General features: G+C 26.9%; 16 protein-coding genes. 13 read left to right on the forward strand and 3 right to left on the reverse strand.

Annotated features, from left to right (window positions below; translation table 11 throughout):
• Positions 1-145 precede the first annotated feature (145 nt).
• The 7 genes from clpP (at position 146) to RGC78_RS09320 (ending at position 7,001) form a co-directional block, all read left to right on the forward strand.
• Positions 146-745 carry an ATP-dependent Clp endopeptidase proteolytic subunit ClpP gene (clpP, locus tag RGC78_RS09290; protein WP_252213768.1) on the forward strand — a complete coding sequence of 200 codons (600 nt, stop codon included), beginning with the start codon at positions 146-148 and terminating at the stop codon, positions 743-745.
• Between the two features lie 38 nt (positions 746-783).
• Positions 784-2,073, forward strand: a complete 1,290-nt coding sequence (gene clpX / locus RGC78_RS09295) for an ATP-dependent Clp protease ATP-binding subunit ClpX (RefSeq protein WP_252213766.1) — start codon at positions 784-786, stop codon at positions 2,071-2,073.
• A 303-nt stretch (positions 2,074-2,376) separates the two neighbouring features.
• Complete coding sequence (gene lon / locus RGC78_RS09300; RefSeq protein WP_309556536.1) at positions 2,377-4,710, forward strand: endopeptidase La; 2,334 nt, start codon at positions 2,377-2,379, stop codon at positions 4,708-4,710.
• Positions 4,700-5,296: a ribosome biogenesis GTP-binding protein YihA/YsxC gene (gene yihA / locus RGC78_RS09305; RefSeq protein ID WP_252213762.1), complete on the forward strand. Its 597-nt coding sequence runs from the start codon at positions 4,700-4,702 to the stop codon at positions 5,294-5,296. The genes lon and yihA overlap by 11 nt, the downstream gene beginning before the upstream one ends.
• Positions 5,297-5,479: 183 nt before the next feature.
• The gene (locus RGC78_RS09310; protein ID WP_309556537.1) at positions 5,480-6,004 is read left to right on the forward strand and encodes a hypothetical protein; all 525 of its coding nucleotides are present in this window, start codon (positions 5,480-5,482) and stop codon (positions 6,002-6,004) included.
• A 31-nt stretch (positions 6,005-6,035) separates the two neighbouring features.
• Positions 6,036-6,299, forward strand: a complete 264-nt coding sequence (locus RGC78_RS09315; RefSeq protein ID WP_205449878.1) for a hypothetical protein — start codon at positions 6,036-6,038, stop codon at positions 6,297-6,299.
• A gap of 114 nt (positions 6,300-6,413) precedes the next feature.
• Entirely contained in the window at positions 6,414-7,001 is a 588-nt protein-coding gene (locus RGC78_RS09320) for a hypothetical protein (protein ID WP_252213758.1), read from the forward strand.
• Between the two features lie 137 nt (positions 7,002-7,138).
• Here RGC78_RS09320 and RGC78_RS09325 read toward each other — a convergent pair whose 3' ends face one another.
• Together RGC78_RS09325 and perR are read right to left on the reverse strand one after the other, a co-directional pair.
• The gene (locus tag RGC78_RS09325; RefSeq protein ID WP_252213756.1) at positions 7,139-8,047 is read right to left on the reverse strand and encodes a hypothetical protein; all 909 of its coding nucleotides are present in this window, start codon (positions 8,045-8,047) and stop codon (positions 7,139-7,141) included.
• A gap of 124 nt (positions 8,048-8,171) precedes the next feature.
• Positions 8,172-8,588, reverse strand: coding sequence for a transcriptional regulator PerR (perR, locus tag RGC78_RS09330; RefSeq protein WP_205449880.1), 417 nt, complete (start codon positions 8,586-8,588; stop codon positions 8,172-8,174).
• Positions 8,589-8,864: 276 nt separating this feature from the next.
• Here perR and RGC78_RS09335 point away from each other — a divergent pair, with 276 nt between their 5' ends.
• The 3 genes from RGC78_RS09335 to RGC78_RS09345 all read left to right on the forward strand — a co-directional run bounded on the left by RGC78_RS09335 (position 8,865) and on the right by RGC78_RS09345 (position 10,235).
• Positions 8,865-9,182 carry a hypothetical protein gene (locus tag RGC78_RS09335; protein ID WP_252213754.1) on the forward strand — a complete coding sequence of 106 codons (318 nt, stop codon included), beginning with the start codon at positions 8,865-8,867 and terminating at the stop codon, positions 9,180-9,182.
• Between the two features lie 247 nt (positions 9,183-9,429).
• Entirely contained in the window at positions 9,430-9,747 is a 318-nt protein-coding gene (locus RGC78_RS09340) for a hypothetical protein (protein WP_252225422.1), read from the forward strand.
• A gap of 281 nt (positions 9,748-10,028) precedes the next feature.
• Positions 10,029-10,235, forward strand: a complete 207-nt coding sequence (locus tag RGC78_RS09345; RefSeq protein ID WP_252213750.1) for a hypothetical protein — start codon at positions 10,029-10,031, stop codon at positions 10,233-10,235.
• Positions 10,236-10,352: 117 nt separating this feature from the next.
• Here RGC78_RS09345 and RGC78_RS09350 read toward each other — a convergent pair whose 3' ends face one another.
• Complete coding sequence (locus tag RGC78_RS09350) at positions 10,353-11,831, reverse strand: nicotinate phosphoribosyltransferase (protein WP_252213748.1); 1,479 nt, start codon at positions 11,829-11,831, stop codon at positions 10,353-10,355.
• Positions 11,832-12,014: 183 nt separating this feature from the next.
• On the opposite strand from RGC78_RS09350, the gene RGC78_RS09355 reads away from it, so the two are divergent.
• From RGC78_RS09355 to RGC78_RS09365, 3 genes are all read left to right on the forward strand, one after another.
• A complete protein-coding gene (locus RGC78_RS09355; protein WP_252213746.1) occupies positions 12,015-14,021 on the forward strand; it encodes an ATP-dependent helicase in 2,007 nt (668 codons plus the stop codon).
• A gap of 569 nt (positions 14,022-14,590) precedes the next feature.
• Complete coding sequence (locus tag RGC78_RS09360) at positions 14,591-16,705, forward strand: cell division protein FtsA (protein ID WP_252213744.1); 2,115 nt, start codon at positions 14,591-14,593, stop codon at positions 16,703-16,705.
• A 24-nt stretch (positions 16,706-16,729) separates the two neighbouring features.
• Positions 16,730-17,911 (forward strand): M20 metallopeptidase family protein, encoded by a 1,182-nt coding sequence (locus RGC78_RS09365; protein ID WP_252213742.1) that lies wholly within the window; start codon positions 16,730-16,732, stop codon positions 17,909-17,911.

Below are 17,911 nucleotides of genomic sequence, written 5' to 3' on the forward strand. Positions count from 1 at the left end.
ATACAATTTTATAGTTTGAAAAATAATTGCCAGAAGTATTTCTGGCAATTATTTCAAATTTAAGATTAACATTTTGGGTATTTTTTTATATAATTTATATAAGAATCAATTTCAAATGTTGTTATATGAAAAAGGAGGGAATTATATGAGTTTAGTTCCAATGGTTGTAGAACAAACAAGTAGAGGAGAACGTTCTTACGATATATTTTCTAGATTGTTAAAAGAAAGAATAATTATGTTAAGTGGTGAAGTAAATGATGATTCTTCTAATTTAATAGTTTCACAATTATTATTTTTAGAAAGTGAAGATCCAGATAAGGATATATCTATATATATAAATAGTCCTGGAGGTTCAATAACTGCTGGTATGGCTATATACGATACTATGCAATATATAAAGCCAGATGTTTCTACTATATGTGTAGGTATGGCTGCTTCTATGGGAGCATTTTTATTATCAAGTGGTGCTAAAGGCAAAAGATATGCTTTACCAAATGCAGAAATAATGATTCATCAACCACTTGGTGGATTTCAAGGTCAAGCAACAGATATTCAAATACATGCTAATAGAATATTAAAAATCAAAGAATCTTTAAATAAGATTTTAAGTGAAAATACAGATCAACCTTTAGAAGTAATTGAAGCAGATGTTGAAAGAGATAACTTTATGACAGCAGATGAAGCTAAGACATATGGTTTAGTAGATAAAGTAATAACTAAGAACGAAACTGGAAAAGATAAATAAGAGTGTAATTTATTTATTGTACTAAGTGAGGTGAATATATGGCTAAATATGATGAAAAGAAACAGTTGAAGTGTTCATTTTGTGGTAAAACTCAAGACCAAGTAAAAAGATTAATAGCAGGTCCAGGAGTATATATTTGTGATGAATGTATAGATTTATGTTCAGAAATTATAGCAGATGAATTTGAAGAAACTGTGGAATTTGATACCAAAAGTGTACCTAAACCTAATGAAATAAAACAATATTTAGATTCTTATGTAATTGGTCAAGAAAGAGCTAAAAAGTCATTATCAGTAGCTGTTTACAATCATTACAAAAGAATTAATACTAATAAGCAAGATTCAGATGTAGAATTGTCAAAGAGTAACATTCTATTGTTAGGACCAACAGGTTCTGGTAAAACGTTACTTGCTCAAACACTTGCTAAAGTTTTAAATGTTCCATTTGCAATAGCTGATGCTACAACATTAACAGAAGCTGGATATGTTGGAGAAGATGTTGAAAATATTCTTCTTAAATTAATACAAAATGCTGATTATGATGTTGAAAGAGCAGAAAGAGGAATTATCTATATAGATGAAATAGATAAAATTGCAAGAAAATCTGAAAATCCTTCAATAACTAGAGATGTATCTGGCGAAGGTGTTCAACAAGCATTACTAAAGATATTAGAAGGAACAGTTGCTTCAGTACCACCTCAAGGTGGAAGAAAGCATCCACATCAAGAATTTATTCAAATAAATACATCTAACATATTATTTATTTGTGGTGGTGCTTTTGATGGCGTTGATAAAATAATAGAAAATAGAACAAGAAAAAGTTCTATGGGATTTGGTGCTGAAATTCAAGGTAAACATGAAAAGGACATTGGTAAACTTCTAAAAGAAATAATGCCAGGAGATTTACTTAAGTTTGGATTAATCCCTGAATTTGTTGGAAGACTTCCAATATTAGTCACTTTAGAATCATTAGATAAAGATGCTTTAATAAACATCTTAACTAAACCGAAAAATGCTCTTGTAAAACAATACAAGAAGCTATTTGAATTAGATGATGTTGAACTTGAGTTTAACAATGAAGCACTAACATCTATTGCAGAAGAAGCTATAGATAGAAAGACTGGTGCAAGAGGGTTAAGAGCCATCATAGAAGAAATGATGACAGAAATAATGTATGAAATACCTTCGGATGAACAAATAACGAAAGTTACTATAACTGAAGAATGCATTAAAAACAAAGAAAATCCTCAAGTAGAAAGATTACCGGAAGGTAAAACAAGGGGAACTTTAGCATCAAATAGAGTTAAAAAAGATATTGAATCAGCTTAATCTTAATACTGATATCTATTTAGATATCAGTATTTTTGTTCTTATATAGATATTTGAAAATGAATTAGTATTGACGTAATAAAAAAATGAATTTATCATACAAGGATATTGCAGAATTTAATTATAAAAACGAAATAACAGCAAAAGCTAGAAAAACTTTTGATAATAATTTATAATAATAATATTTAAGATTAGTTGTAACAAGTTTATAATTTAGACTAATCCTAAATTATGTATATTTATTGAAATATACACTTAATATGTGTATACTAAATGAAGTAATTAAGATGGAGGGGCGTTTGAATGACACAAAATTTATATACACTTCCGCTGATACCTTTAAGAGGGTTAACTATTTTTCCAAATATAGTAGCACATTTTGATGTTGGAAGAAAAAGATCAGTAGCAGCAGTTGAAGAAGCTATGTTAAATAATGAAGAAATTTTTCTCGTTACTCAAAAAGATCCTGAAATAGAGGATCCAGAGAGAGCAGATATATATGATATAGGAACACTTTGTAAAATAAAACAAATTCTTAAAATGTCTGACAATACAATTAGAGTACTTGTTGAAGGTGTAAAAAGAGGAAAAATAGTTGAATATGTGGCGAATGATAATGAATATATTGAAGGTTCTATAGAAATTATAGAACAGGAAATAGAGGTTAATAAAGAATTAGAAGCTTATATAAAACTTTTAGACGAAGAGTTTATTGATTTGCTGAAGCTATCGGATGATAACTATGCAGATATTATAAGATCAACAGAACCTTTAGAGGATCCTAGTGGGTTTGTTGACATAATAGCATCTTACTCTGTTACTGAAGATGATGTAAAGCAAGAAGTATTAGAAACAATAGATATTAAGAAAAGAATAGAGCTGGTATTAACTAGAGTTAAAATTGAAACAGATATATTAAAAATTCAAAATAAGCTTTCAAAAAAAGTTAAGAAACATATTGATGAAGAACAAAAGCAATTTTACCTTAGAGAGCAATTAAAAGCAATTCAAGAAGAATTAGGAATGGATGATGAAGAAAAGAAAGAAATAGATAAGTACGAAACTTTACTTAATAAAACAAAACTTCCAAAGCAAGTTAAAGAAAAGGCTCAGTATGAATTAAGTAGACTTAAAAGTACTTCTTCATCTTCTTCAGAAGGAAATTTGATAAAGTCATATTTAGATTGGGTATTTAACATACCTTGGAATAAGCAAACTAAGGAAAACATAGACATAATAAAAGCCAGAGAAGTATTAAACAATGAACATTATGGATTAGAAGATGTTAAAGATAGAATTATAGAATATCTAGCAGTAAAACAAATAAGTAAAAATTCTAAAGGACCTATTTTATGTTTAGTTGGCCCTCCTGGAGTAGGAAAAACTTCAATAGCTAAGTCAATAGCACATTCTACTAATAGAAAATATTCAAGAATATCTCTTGGCGGAATGAAAGATGAAGCTGAAATTAGAGGACATAGAAAAACCTATGTTGGAGCTATACCAGGAAGAATAGCTTATGCATTAAAAGAAGCTAAAACTATGAATCCTTTAATATTATTTGATGAAATTGATAAAATTAGTTCAAGTTATAAGGGAGAACCATCTGACGCGCTTTTAGAAGTATTAGATAGTGAACAAAATAAGACTTTTAGAGATAATTATTTAGAACTTGATATGGATTTATCAAAAGTAATGTTTATAGCTACAGCTAATTCTTTAGAAACTATACCAAGAGCTTTATTAGACAGAATGGAAATAATAGAGGTATCTGGATACACTTATGAGGAAAAATTCAATATAGCTAAAAATCACTTAATACTAAAAGTGCTTGAGGAAATGGGAATTAATTCTGATAAGGTAGAACTTAAAGATGAGGCAATTAATGAAATAATAGAAGGATATACTAGAGAATCAGGAGTTCGTGGACTTACAAGAAATTTAAATTCTATTATAAGAAAAGCTTTAGCAGAAATGTTAAGTGAAGATCTATCAAAGATTACAATTGATAAAAGCAAGGTACAAAAGCTTTTAGGTAAAAGAAAGTATGAATTTGATAAGATAGATAAAGAAGATAAAATCGGTGTAGTTACAGGTATGGCATGGACAGCATATGGTGGAGATACATTACCGGTAGAAGTAATGGCTATGAAGGGAAGCGGAAAGCTAGAACTTACAGGGAAATTAGGTGATGTAATGAAAGAATCTGCAAAAGCTGCTTATAGTTATGTTAGAGCGAACGCAGATAAATTTCAAATAGAAGAAAACTTCTATAAAAATAAAGATATTCATATACATGCACCAGAAGGTGCAGTTCCTAAAGATGGACCGTCTGCTGGAGTAACAATGGTTACAGCGTTAGTGTCAGCTTTATCAGGTAAGAAAGTTAAGCATAATATTGCTATGACAGGGGAAGTAACTTTAACTGGTAGAGTACTTCCTATAGGAGGATTAAAGGAAAAATCATTAGCAGCATTTAGAGCTGGTATAGATACTATAATAATTCCAAAAGAAAATGAGAAAGATATAGAAAAGATACCGAATTCAATAAAAAATAAATTAAATATCATTCCTGTAAGTCAAGTGAATGAGGTATTAAAAAATGCGCTAATTGGAGAGGATACTAATGAGAATTAAACAATCAGAATTTATTATTTCAGCCGTAAAACCACATCAATACCCAATTGATAGTAGAAATGAAGTTGCTTTTGTTGGAAGATCTAATGTTGGAAAAAGTTCTTTAATAAATTCTTTAACTAATAGAAAAAAATTAGCTAAAGTAAGTGGAACACCAGGAAAGACAAGACTTATAAATTTCTTTTTAATAAATAATGACTTTTATTTAGTTGATTTACCTGGATATGGATATGCCAAAGTATCAAAAAGTGAAAAAGACACTTGGGGAAAGACTATAGAGACGTATTTATCTCATAGAGAAGAATTAAAAAGAATAGTATGTCTTGTAGATTCAAGACATAAACCAACTGGTGATGATATAATGATGTATGAGTGGGCTAAGCATTTTGGATATGATGTAGTTGTAGTTGCAACTAAAAGTGATAAACTTAAAAATTCAGAGTTCAAAAAAAGTGAAAAACTAATAAGAGATACATTAAATTTAACAAAAGATGATAAATTATATTTTTATTCATCTTTAAATAAAAAAGGAACAGAAGAGTTAATTGACAAGCTTTTTTTAGAGTTTGCTACAGATATTGATTAAATATACTCTAATAACGTATTTATATTGAAAACTAGCGTTTAAATTTAATAAATAAAAGAGTTAAAACTCCATCAAAATTAATTTTTTGATGGAGTTTTATTTTATTTTAAAAATAGTGTCAAATTAAATATGAGCGAATAGTATATAGTATCAAGAATAAAAAATTTCCAAGGAGGAATATATATGGAGATGAATGATATCCTAAATGGCTTAAATTCATGTGATGATAATTGTTGTGATTCAGATACTAGCAATAATTGTTGTTGTGGAAATAACATCGGAGGAAATCCAGGATTCAACCCAGGTTGTGGAAATGGTGGATTTGGTACCGGCTGTGGATTAGGTAGCTGGATTTGGATTTTATTAATATTATTCTATTGTGGCTGTGGTGGTAATGGCTTCTTAGGCGGTGGAAATAATAGTTATATGAATAATAATAATTGCTGTAGATGCGATGATGATTGTTGTTGTTGTTGTTGTGGACGTCCAATGAAAGAGTGCTGCTGCAGCAATAACAATTGCTGTTGTAACAACAAAGGGTATGCAACTGGCAGCGGATTATTAGGAAACTGTAGTGCATATCTATTCTTATTAGTAATTCTATTCCTTTGTAATGGATGGGGTGGAAATAATGCAGGATGCGGTGGTGCTGGAATAAGCCCATTTACATCAGGTTTAGGTAATTTTACTGGCAATTGTTGTTGCTAGAATTCTGAATTTTTAGGAAGGAGAGATATATATGTCTAAAAAGAAGAATAAATGTTGCTGTGAAAAGAAAATGAATGATTGCTGTTGTACACCTTGCTGCACAAACAATAATACTGGATCTGGCTTCTTAGGTGGAGGATGTGGTGTTGCACCAATTATATTCTTATTAATAGCATGTGGATCAGGATTACTAAATTGTAATTCATCATATTTAATTATCTTACTATTTATATTATTTGGTGGATGTTTCTTCAATTCAGGATATAACAATTCAGGAAATGTTTGCTGCTGCTAGATAGTGGATGGAGGGCTTAATTTTAAGCCCTCCAAAAAAATGCGTAAAAGTATAAACATATTTACTGTATTATACATATATTAAATTAGGAGAATTATAATTGGAGGAATTTTGATGGCTAAACATAAACGTAAGGAAAAACAGCCAGTTGATAATAATATGGGAAGCAATAATTTTAGAAATAATAATGTCAATCCATTTGGAATAGATCCAGCTCAATTAATGGGGATGTTAGGAGGAAATTTTGATATAAATAGTCTTTTAGCATCTATGAATATAGATGGCTTAAATTTAGCTAATTTAGCACCATTAGCAAATATGGCAGGAATAAATTTAGGTAATTTCGGAAATGCAAATCAAAGAAACATGAATATGAACAATATGAACATGAATAACATGAATCCTATGAATGGAAATAATAACATAAATACAATGAATGATATTACAAGTGACTTTATGAATACATCAAATGATATTATGAATGATTTTACAGATAAATCAAATGACATAAACACTCAAGAAAAAAATATAAGTGAGAAGAAAAATAAAAGATCAAATTCTCATCATAAAAAAGAAATTGAAGAAGAAGATAGTAATTTAGAAATGTTAATATCTTTAAGGGGGTTTGTTCATCCAGAAAAAGTTAATTTTATAGATAAGATAATAGATTTGTATAAAAATGGTGCATTTAAAGATATTTAAAATACTATGTATAACAAATGGAATTGTTGTTAATAATATTACTGTAACGGAGAATATATTCTCCAAAAGCTTAATAAAAAATACCTTTTTATTAAGCACCCCCCCCATCCCCCTTTTAGGCCGCATTAGCGGCCTTTTTATTTAATCCTTTTTATTGAAATGATTTTAAAATTAGAGTCCTCTATTGTAGAATCTAGATAAAAAATAACTTCACTTTTATCTCCCTCTTCTCCCTTTAATTTATTTTTTTCAAAAGTTAATCTCCATTTTAAAGATGTAGCATTACTATAAGAATCCCAATCGTAATCATAAAAGAATGCATCTTGAAAAGAATATGAATGATTCTCCTTATCTAAATTCCATAAAGTAGCTAAATCGTTACTATCTATTTTAGGGGAAAATATATCAGGTAAATCATCTAATTCATAAGGTGTTTCTATTAATTTGATGAAATTAGTTATGTTGTTTAGTGACGGAATAGTAGAAGCCTCGTTTGTTGTATCTAATACTTCATTATTTATTATCATAAAACTGCTTGAAGATGAATTTCCTTTGGATGCTGACAATGAAAAACATTGAGGCGTTTTATTATTTTTAGAGTCTAATATGCCAAATATATTTTTATCACTTGAATATAGATTTTGAAATTCACCATCTTTCCAAGAAAATATATAACATATGCTTTTATTTTCTTTTACACCTTGTAGAATTATTTCTGGACTTACATCTCTAGAAAGATCATATAAATAAATTTTGGGTGACCAATGGTTATTTAAAGAAAAAAGTACATTGTCATTAATTTTAGTAGATAGATAAGTGTTATTACTATTATGAGAAATGTTTAAATCAACAGTATTATCTTTTTTAATAAATTCTATATGTTCATTTTGACCATCACAAGTCAAATCGGTATCTATGTTTTTAGTTGAATCTATAGGAGCAATGGTTTGTAAAGTATTGCTTTTGTTTATAATAATAGTTGTAGATATAATTATTACAACTATTAAAGCTAGAATAAATTTTTTTTTGATTATTAATAATTTCATTATGTATCACCTCAATTAAATTATATGTACATAATATTTTTTTAATTCTAACTTTATAAAAAATATACCCATTTTTAATAATCTAAGATTATAAAAATGGGTATATTTATAATTTATTTTTTTATTATTTTAAATGTTGACAATCTTTACAGTATCCATAAAAATAAACTCTATTATAACAAACTGTAAACTTGGAATGATCTTCTGCTAATTGATTAATATAATCCAAGTTTAAATCTTCAAAGTCATCAATTCTTCCACAAGTTAAACATTGTATATGTGGGTGTGAATTAGGATTTCTATCATATCTGAAATTTCCTTCCCCAACATTAATTTCTTGGATAAGTCCTACATCTACTAAAGTTTTTAGTGTTTTATATACAGTAGCTAAACTCATGGTTGGATATTGCTCATGAATAGCTTTATATATAATTTCGGCAGATGGGTGTGATGCAGTGCCTAATAAATAATTATATACAGCTAATCTTTGTGGTGTCAATTTAAGCTTTTTTTCTTTGAAAATTAAAGCTATTTCGTTAATTGTAAACACCTCCGTTTATTGTAATATATTAAAAGTATATAATAATAATAATTAAAAGTCAATTATTATTATTACTTAATAATGAAATAGGTAGTAATAATTATTAAATAATAAGAAATATACGGAAAATATTCATAAAAAATATTATATTATTAATATTTTGTAAATTACCTATTGTATACTTTATCAAATTCTGTTAAAATATAAGTAGGACAAGTTGTTAATTTATTAACAATCTATTTTAAAAATTATATTATTATAGAGGAGGAGTACGATATGGCAAAATATAAAGTTGGAGACGAATTAATAATAGTTACTGATCCTAATAAAGAGATGGAAAAATTAAAAGAGTTAACTTGTTTAAAAATAGATGGGGACTTTGCACAAATAGCATGGGGCGTAAAAATTGTAGATGTAGAATATAATAAGCCTAATGTAACTTTAACATATATAAATTTTAAAGGTGAAAGAAATAAAGTATTTGCAATATGCAAAGATATAGCAAATTTTGATAACGAAAAGGTATTAGAAAAAGCATTATTAAAAGCTTTCCAAAATGAAATAATAAATATAGCAGTTGATAAAAATAGCTAGTGTTTATAGAAGTAACTATATATGAACACAATTTTATTATAAGTGAAAAAAATTAATTTATTACATGTAGAAATTTTCTAACATAAAGTAAATTAATGTTTTTTCACTTTTTTGTTTTATTATATATAATATGTGATATAATAAGAAAAATTAAATAATAAAAAATAATATATATTTGTTAATTAATTAACGTTATATACAAAAACTACTTATAATTAAGCAGCTCATGTATAAGGAGGAAAAAGTTATGGGAAAATATAAAGTTGGAGAAGAATTAATAATAATTACAGATCCAAGTAAAGAAGTAAAAAAGATAAAAGAACTAAATCAATTAAATATAAAAGATGATTTTGCTCAGATATCTTGGGGGATAAAAGTTATAGATGTAGAGTATGATAAACCAAATGTAACTTTAACTTATATGAATTTCAAAGGTGAGACTAATAAGGTATTTGCAGTATGCAAAGATATAGAAAACTTTGATAACCAAAAGGTATTAGAAAAGGCATTGTTGAAAGCATTCCAAAATGAAATCATAAATATAACAGTAAATAAAAATAATTAGAAGTTTAAGCTATACTATTAATTTTTAATAGTATAGCTTTATTTTTTTATAGAAGAAATAGAGAGTTTTTAATTTGAAAAAATTACATTATGTTTAGATAAAGGTTATATAAATGTTAATTTTATATAGCTTTGAACATTAAGATATTTTTATAAATAGAAAGAAAAAAAGAAAAATATTATAAAAATATGTAAAAATGCTAAAAAACTTTATTTTTGTTATATTTTATAATATAATGAGTCTGATGGAAACAATTTCTTACAAAAAAAGGGTGTGAGTTTATGGGTAAGTGTCCATTTTGGTCAAGTTCTAAGGAGTATCATGAATGTTATGATTCATGTCCAATGTTAACAAGTGATATTGAAGATGATGGACAATGTATTTTTAAAGAATACTTATCAGTAAATAGAATAAATTTCAAAGATATAATAAAAGAAGAATATAGCTTTTTAAAAAAATCTATTTATAATGATGAAAGTAACTATTAGTTAGCATAAAAAATATCCTATATTTAAAGTTAAAAATATAGGATATTTTTTTGATTGTGCCTAATAATTGGATCTGTTTTAAATACATCAACATTATGCTAAAACAGAGCATAATGATTAATCTTGAGTTTCATATGATTTAGTATATTTATGAAGAAGTGATTGCTTTAATGCCCATAGATTTTCAGATAAATCTACATAGTAAGTATGTGGATTTTCAAATCTAAGAACTTCAGACCATAATTTATTTGTTTCATTTTTAGCAAAATCTCTAATTGCAAGCACACTAGGTGATTCATAAATACAATTGCCACTATCAAATAACTGAACTTGAAGCTCTTTAGCATAGTAATTTTTTAATTTTTTTCTCTTCCAAGTATGAACGGGATCAAATATAGTCAATGTTTTACTTTCATCCACTTGTTCATTCTTTAAAGCTATTAGGTCAGCTAAAGCTTTATGAGAAGATTTATCAAAAATTCTAATTACTTTTTTAAAACCAGGATTGGTTATTTTTTCATCATTTTCACTGATTTTAATTTTAGGTACTAGTTCATTATCGTTTTCTATAGCTACTAATTTATAAACACCACCAAATACAGGCTCTGATTTTGCAGTTATTAATCTTTCACCTACACCAAATGAATCTATACAAGCGCCTTGCTCTAGTACATCTCTAATTATATGTTCGTCTAGTGAGTTTGAGATTACTATTTTACAATCATCGTATCCAGCTTCATCTAGCATTTGTCTACAACGCTTAGTTAAATAGGTTATATCACCAGAATCTATTCTAATACCCGTAGGTCTTTTTCCCAGTGGTTTTAATATTTCATCAAAAACTTTTATTGCATTAGGGATACCAGATTTTATAACATTATAAGTATCTATTAATAATAAGCAATTATCTGGATAAAGTTCAGCCCATGATTTAAATGCTTCATATTCATTGTCAAATAGTTGTACCCAGCTATGAGCCATTGTACCTACAGCAGGAATATTAAACATTTTATCTGAAATAGTACATGCTGTTGAATCACATCCACCTATCATTGCAGCTCTAGCACCATAAATAGCACCATCATATCCTTGAGCTCTTCTAGAACCAAACTCCATTACAGAACGATTACCAGCAGCTCTACAAATCCTGTTAGCTTTTGTTGCTATTAATGTTTGATGGTTTATAGTTAAAAGTATCATTGTTTCTACAAGTTGTGCTTGGATTACAGGACCTTTTACTGTTACTAATGGCTCATTTGGAAATACTGGATTTCCTTCTGGAATAGCCCAAACATCACAACTAAATTTAAAATCTCTTAAATATTTAAGAAAATCTTCTGAAAAAATATTTTTATTTTTTAAATACATAATGTCTTCATCAGTAAATTTTAAATTATTTAAGTATTCTATTAATTGTTCAACTCCAGCCATGATACAATAACCACCGCCATCAGGAACTCTTCTAAAGAACATATCAAAATATGCAATTTTATTTTGAAGATTTTTATTGAAATAACCATTTCCCATAGTCAATTCATAAAAATCTACTAACATTGTAAGATTTCTCTCGTATCTAACATTAAATTTATTTTCCATGAATAGTCTCCTTTAAGTAAAGTTCACAATACTATAATTAAGTTATCTACCTATAGTTTGTGAAAGTATCTATAAAAGTATATAATAAAATTATTGTACATCTATAATATAATTATTACAATATAGTTATTTATTGCGTTATTATATAATAATTCAAGAATTAAGTAAGGAAAGAGGAAGTTAATGTATAATCTGGATATATATCAAAATGAAGCAGTGATAACTAAGGATAAAAATGCATTAATTATTGCAGCTCCTGGATCTGGAAAAACTACTGTAATAATTAACAGAATATATTATTTAGTTAATAAACTAAAAGTTAGTAATGGACGTATAATAGTAATTACATTTACTAAAGCAGCAGCTAAAAACATGAAAGAAAGATATGAAAATAGATTTAAACAAAATATATCACCATTCTTTGGCACATTTCATGGACTCTTTTACAAAATTCTTTTAAGAACAGGGAAAAGTATAGATATAATAGATGGAAGTATTGTAAACAAGCTTATAAATAAAGTGTTAACAAAGTATTTTGATGACATTAATGAAGATAAAATTAAAGAAGTTTTAAATAATATATCATTATATAAAACTTCAAGAATAAGACTGAGTGATTTCAAACCATCTGTATCTAGAGAAATATTTGAAGATGCTTTAGAATGTTATGAATATTATAAAAAAGAGCATGGAAAAATAGATTTTGACGATTTAGCCATAGAAGCGTTAGAATTACTTGAAAATAATGAAAAGGCATTAAGTTATTATAGAAAATTATTTAAATATATTCTAGTTGATGAATTTCAAGATTGTGATGAGTTACAAATTGAATTTTTAAAATTAATAAATTATGGTGAAGATAATTCTTTATTTGCTGTTGGAGATGAAGATCAGTGTATTTATTCATTTAGAGGGTCTAGACCAATGTATATGGTTACTTTTGATGAGATATTTAAAGATAGTAAAAAACATTATTTATCGATTAATTATAGAAGTAAAGATAATATAGTTGAAAAGTCTAAGGCATTAATAAAGTTTAATAAAGAAAGAAATAATAAAAAAATATTATCTAATAAAAAAGAAAATGGAATAATCAAATTCTATACTCCTTATAACGAAAAGTCTCAAGGGGATATTTTAGTAGATTTAATTAAAAATGAAAAAAAATATAATATAGAATATGAAGAAAATGCTGTTCTTTATAGAACTAATATGGAAGCTATGAGTGTTATAGATGCATTTACTAAAAATCATATTCCATTTAAATTGTTAGATAGACAATATAATTTTTTTGAACATTTTATATGTAAAGATTTGATAGCTTATTTAAAATTTGTTGTAAACCCCTTTGATAAAGAGAGTTTTCTAAAGATTATAAATAAACCATTTAGATATATAAGTAAGCACAATATAGATTATGTGAGAAAGTATACTATACAGGAAAATTTGATTGATATATTAATAAACAAAGATGATACTCCACCATTTCAAAGAAAGAAGCTGGATGAATTAAAGAAAGACTTTAATTATTTAAATAAAGTTTCTTTAGGTTCTGCAATTTCATATATAGTTATGGATCTAGAATATATAGATTATTTGAAATCTTATTGCGAAAGATTTAGTCAGAACTTAGATGATTTAGAAGAAGTAATTGAAGAATTCAAATTATCCGCAGAAGGATTTAAAAATATATTTGATTTTTTAGTTCACATTGAAAATGTAAGTAATGAAATAGAAGAAAGTAAAAATAAAAATCAAAGAGAAGGAGTAATACTTAGTACAATTCATGGAGTAAAGGGCATGGAATTTAAAAATGTATATCTTATAAATTGTAATGAAGATACTATTCCACATTCCTCTAGCAAAGAAGAAAACATAGAAGAAGAAAGAAGACTTTTTTATGTTGGAATAACAAGAACAATAGATAATCTTTATTTATTTGCACCAAGGAATAGAAGAGGACAATTTAAGGAAATATCTAGATTTATAGGTGAATCAGGATTTGACAAACTGCCTAAGGATACTTATGGATATAAAATAGGTGATGATATAATGCAAAAGACTTATGGCTTAGGTAAAATAGAATCAATTGAAGATGATAAAGTTACTATAAATTTTAAAGATGGAATTATTAGAAGTTTTTCTTTAAAGGTATTAGCAGAAAATAATTTAATACAAAAGATTGTTTAATAGTTTTGTAAATAAAATATTGTTTTTATATGCCTCTGCTTTCTTGCTAAAGTAAAAAATGTTAAAGAATAATAGAATAAATTATTTGTAATAAATAGTTATATATTTAGTTAATATTATTTTAAAGGATTTTATATTAATTTATAGAATATATACTTTTAGATAAATATTTATGATTTATGCATTATATTAAGAGATAAGGTGATTTCGTTATGAATGTTAAATTATGGATTGTTATATTAATTTTAGCAGCAGTTATACTCATTGCAGTTGGTAAAATAATAAATCCAAAAGAAGAACGAGAAAAATATAAGAAAAATAAAATTAAATAAGCATAAGAATGGAGTTTTAATACTTCATTTTTATGCTTATTTTCATGCAAAAAAATAATAATATTTTGTATAATTTTATTTTATTATAACTTTTATGAAATATATAGTATAATTATTTGGATAATAAAGAAATTGTGAGAATTATGATTAATTGAATGTGATTAGATTATAATATATAATTTATAGTATATTTAAGAGGAATAATTACTAAATTTGTACGATAAAGGTTGTGTTTAGATGGAGTTAAAAAATTTTAATCCTAAAGATATAATTTTTTCATTAGATATAGGAACAAGATCTATAATAGGAACTGTAGGGATAATAAGAGATAAAAAATTTGAAGTAGTATGTGAAGAATATATGGAACATGAAGAAAGAGCCATGGTAGATGGTCAAATTCATGATATTAATTTAGTTGCTTCTGTGGTTGAAAAAGTGAAAAGAGTATTAGAAGAGAAAATAGAAATTACACTTACAGAAGTATCCATAGCAGCTGCTGGGAGATTTTTAAGAACTGTAAATTCAAGGGCAGAAATAGAAATAGATGAAGATCAAGAAATTGATAAGGAAATTGTAAGGAGTTTAGAACTTAGTGTTGTTAAAAATGCAGAAGAAGAAATAGATAATAGTGCTGATGGAAAATTATATTGTGTTGGTTATTCTGTTAAAAGCTTTTATTTAAATGGCTTTGTTATATCTAATTTAATAGGACATAAGGGGAAAACTATTGAAGCAGAAGTAATAGCAACATTTTTACCGAGATCTGTCATTGATTCTCTTTATTCTGTAATGAATAAGGTAAATTTAAAAGTAACTAATTTAACATTAGAACCTATTGCAGCAATAGAAGCTGCTATACCTAAAAATTTAAGGTTATTAAATATTGCTCTTATAGATGTTGGTGCGGGAACATCAGATATAGCAATAAGTAATAAAGAAACAATATCTGCATATGGTATGGTACCCATGGCTGGAGATGAAGTTACTGAAATAATAGCACAAGAGTATTTAGTTGATTTTAATACAGCAGAATTTATAAAAAAGTCTGTAAATGAATCTAAAGAAATTGTTTATACTGATGTGTTAGGCCTTGAAAATACAATTTTATCATCAAATATTATTAAATTAATTGATCCATCAGTAAAAAAGATATCAGAAGAGATTTCAAGTAAGATTTTAGAATTAAATGGTGGAAAGTCTCCAAGTGCTGTATTTTTAGTTGGTGGAGGGGCACATACACCTAGACTATTAGAATGTATAAGTGTGAATTTAAATTTACCACCTCAAAGAATTGCAATTAAAGATAGAAATGCTATTACAGAATGCATATCTGATAATTCCTTGGGATCAGCAGGGGTTACAGTACTAGGAATAGGACTTATAGCATTAAGAAATTTAGGTACAGATTTTATTGATGTTATATTAAATGATACACCTGTTAGTTTATTTAATTCTCACAAGCATACAGTTATGGATGTATTACTTCAAGCGGGAATTAATCCCTCATTACTTATAGCTAAAAATGGAAAGAGTATAAGATTTAAATATAATGGACGTAAAAGAATTGTATTTGGAGAATATGGAACTAGTGCTAAGATATTTATAAATGGAAATGAATCTGCATTAGAAACAGAAGTTAAGGCTAATGATAATATAGAAGTACAATATGCTAAGAATGGTAATAATGCGAGTCCTAAAGTACGTGATTATATTGAAAATATAAATTCTATAACTATTTATATTAATGATGAACTTATAAATTTGGAACCTATAATAACAATAAATAATAAAATAGAAGATATACATTATGAATTGAAAAATAGTGATGAACTTAGAGTATTTATACCAAATAAAGTTTCTGAAATAAAAGAATATGTTTTAAATAATGATGAAATAAGCTTGTTCAAAGATGATGTTTTGTTACATGAGGAATATGAAGCTCAAGATGGAGAAAGACTTATAAAAAAAGATAGTTCATTAGTTGAAACACAAATAGAGAATGATAAACTAGAAGATATTGAACCAATAAACGATAGCAATGAAGAACTTAAAAAAGAAAACGAAGAGTCTAAGTTAAATGAAGATTATGAATTAAGTACTGATGATAATTTAAATAATGATGTAGATAAAGATAAATTTCAGGAAAAATTTAATGAAATAAAAGTTATTGTAAATAATAAAGAGATAGTATTAAAAGGCAAAAATGAATATGTTTTTGTTGATATTTTTGACTATATAGATTTTGATTTAACAATTTCAAAGGGCACAATAAATTCTAAAGTTAATGGGGAAAATTCATCATATACAGCTAGAATAGATGAGGGCGATGTTATAGAAGTTTATTGGTCATAATATCTAGAAGGGAAGTATGTGTTTATGATAGATTTTAAAAAAGAGGCTAATGATATAAAAGACAAATTGATATCAATAAGACGAGATATACATGAGCATCCAGAAGTTGGTTTTGAAGAACATAGAACTTCTGACCTTATAAAAGACTTTTTAAAAACAGAAGGCATTGAATATATAGAGGTATCAAAAACTGGAGTTTGTGGAATTATAAAAGGAGAAAAAGTAGGCAGCAATAAGACTATAGCAATAAGAGGAGACATGGATGCACTTCCTATTCAAGATATGAAATCTTGTGAGTATAGCTCAAAAGTAAGTGGGAAAATGCATGCATGTGGACATGATGCACATACAACAATACTTTTAGGAGTAGCCCAAATATTAAATAAATACAAAAGTGAATTTAGTGGAAATGTGAAATTATTATTTGAACCTGCTGAAGAAACTGTTGGTGGAGCTCAATATATGATACAAGATGGAGTACTAGAAAATCCAAGGGTTGATTATGTGTTGGGTCTTCATGTTGATGAAAATGTAAGTATTGGAAATATAGAAGTTAAAAAAGGCGTTGTTAATGCTGCATCTAATCCATTTAAAATAAAAATTACAGGTCAAGGGGGACATGGAGCTGCACCACATACAACAATTGATCCTATTGTTGTAGCTAGTCATATAGTAATTGCACTTCAAAGTATAGTTAGTAGAGAAATATCGCCTGTAAATCCATCAGTAATTACTATTGGAACAATAAATGGGGGGACAGCTCAAAATATTATTCCAGGGGAAGTTACATTAAGCGGAATAATTAGAACGATGACAAAAGAAGACAGAATATTTGCAAGCGAAAGATTAAAAGAAATTGTTAATGGAATTGCTTTGTCTTCAAGAGCAAAAGCAGAAATAGAGATAGAAGAAAGCTATCCTTGTCTATACAATGATGATTATATGGTAGAATTGTTAAAGAGTTCTGCAAGTCATATATTAAAAAATGAAAATGTAGTTGAACAAAAAGCACCTCATATGGGAGTTGAAAGTTTTGCATATTTTGCAATGGAAAGACCAGGAGCATTTTATTTTCTAGGATCAGGAAATAAACAAAAGAAAACCACTGAACCTGCACATAGTAATCTTTTTAATATAGATGAAGATTGTATACCACTTGGTGTAGCAATTCAGTGTTTAACAGCATTTAATTATTTAACAAAGTAA

This window comes from Clostridium aquiflavi, from assembly GCF_031344075.1.
Taxonomy (GTDB): domain Bacteria; phylum Bacillota; class Clostridia; order Clostridiales; family Clostridiaceae; genus Clostridium; species Clostridium aquiflavi.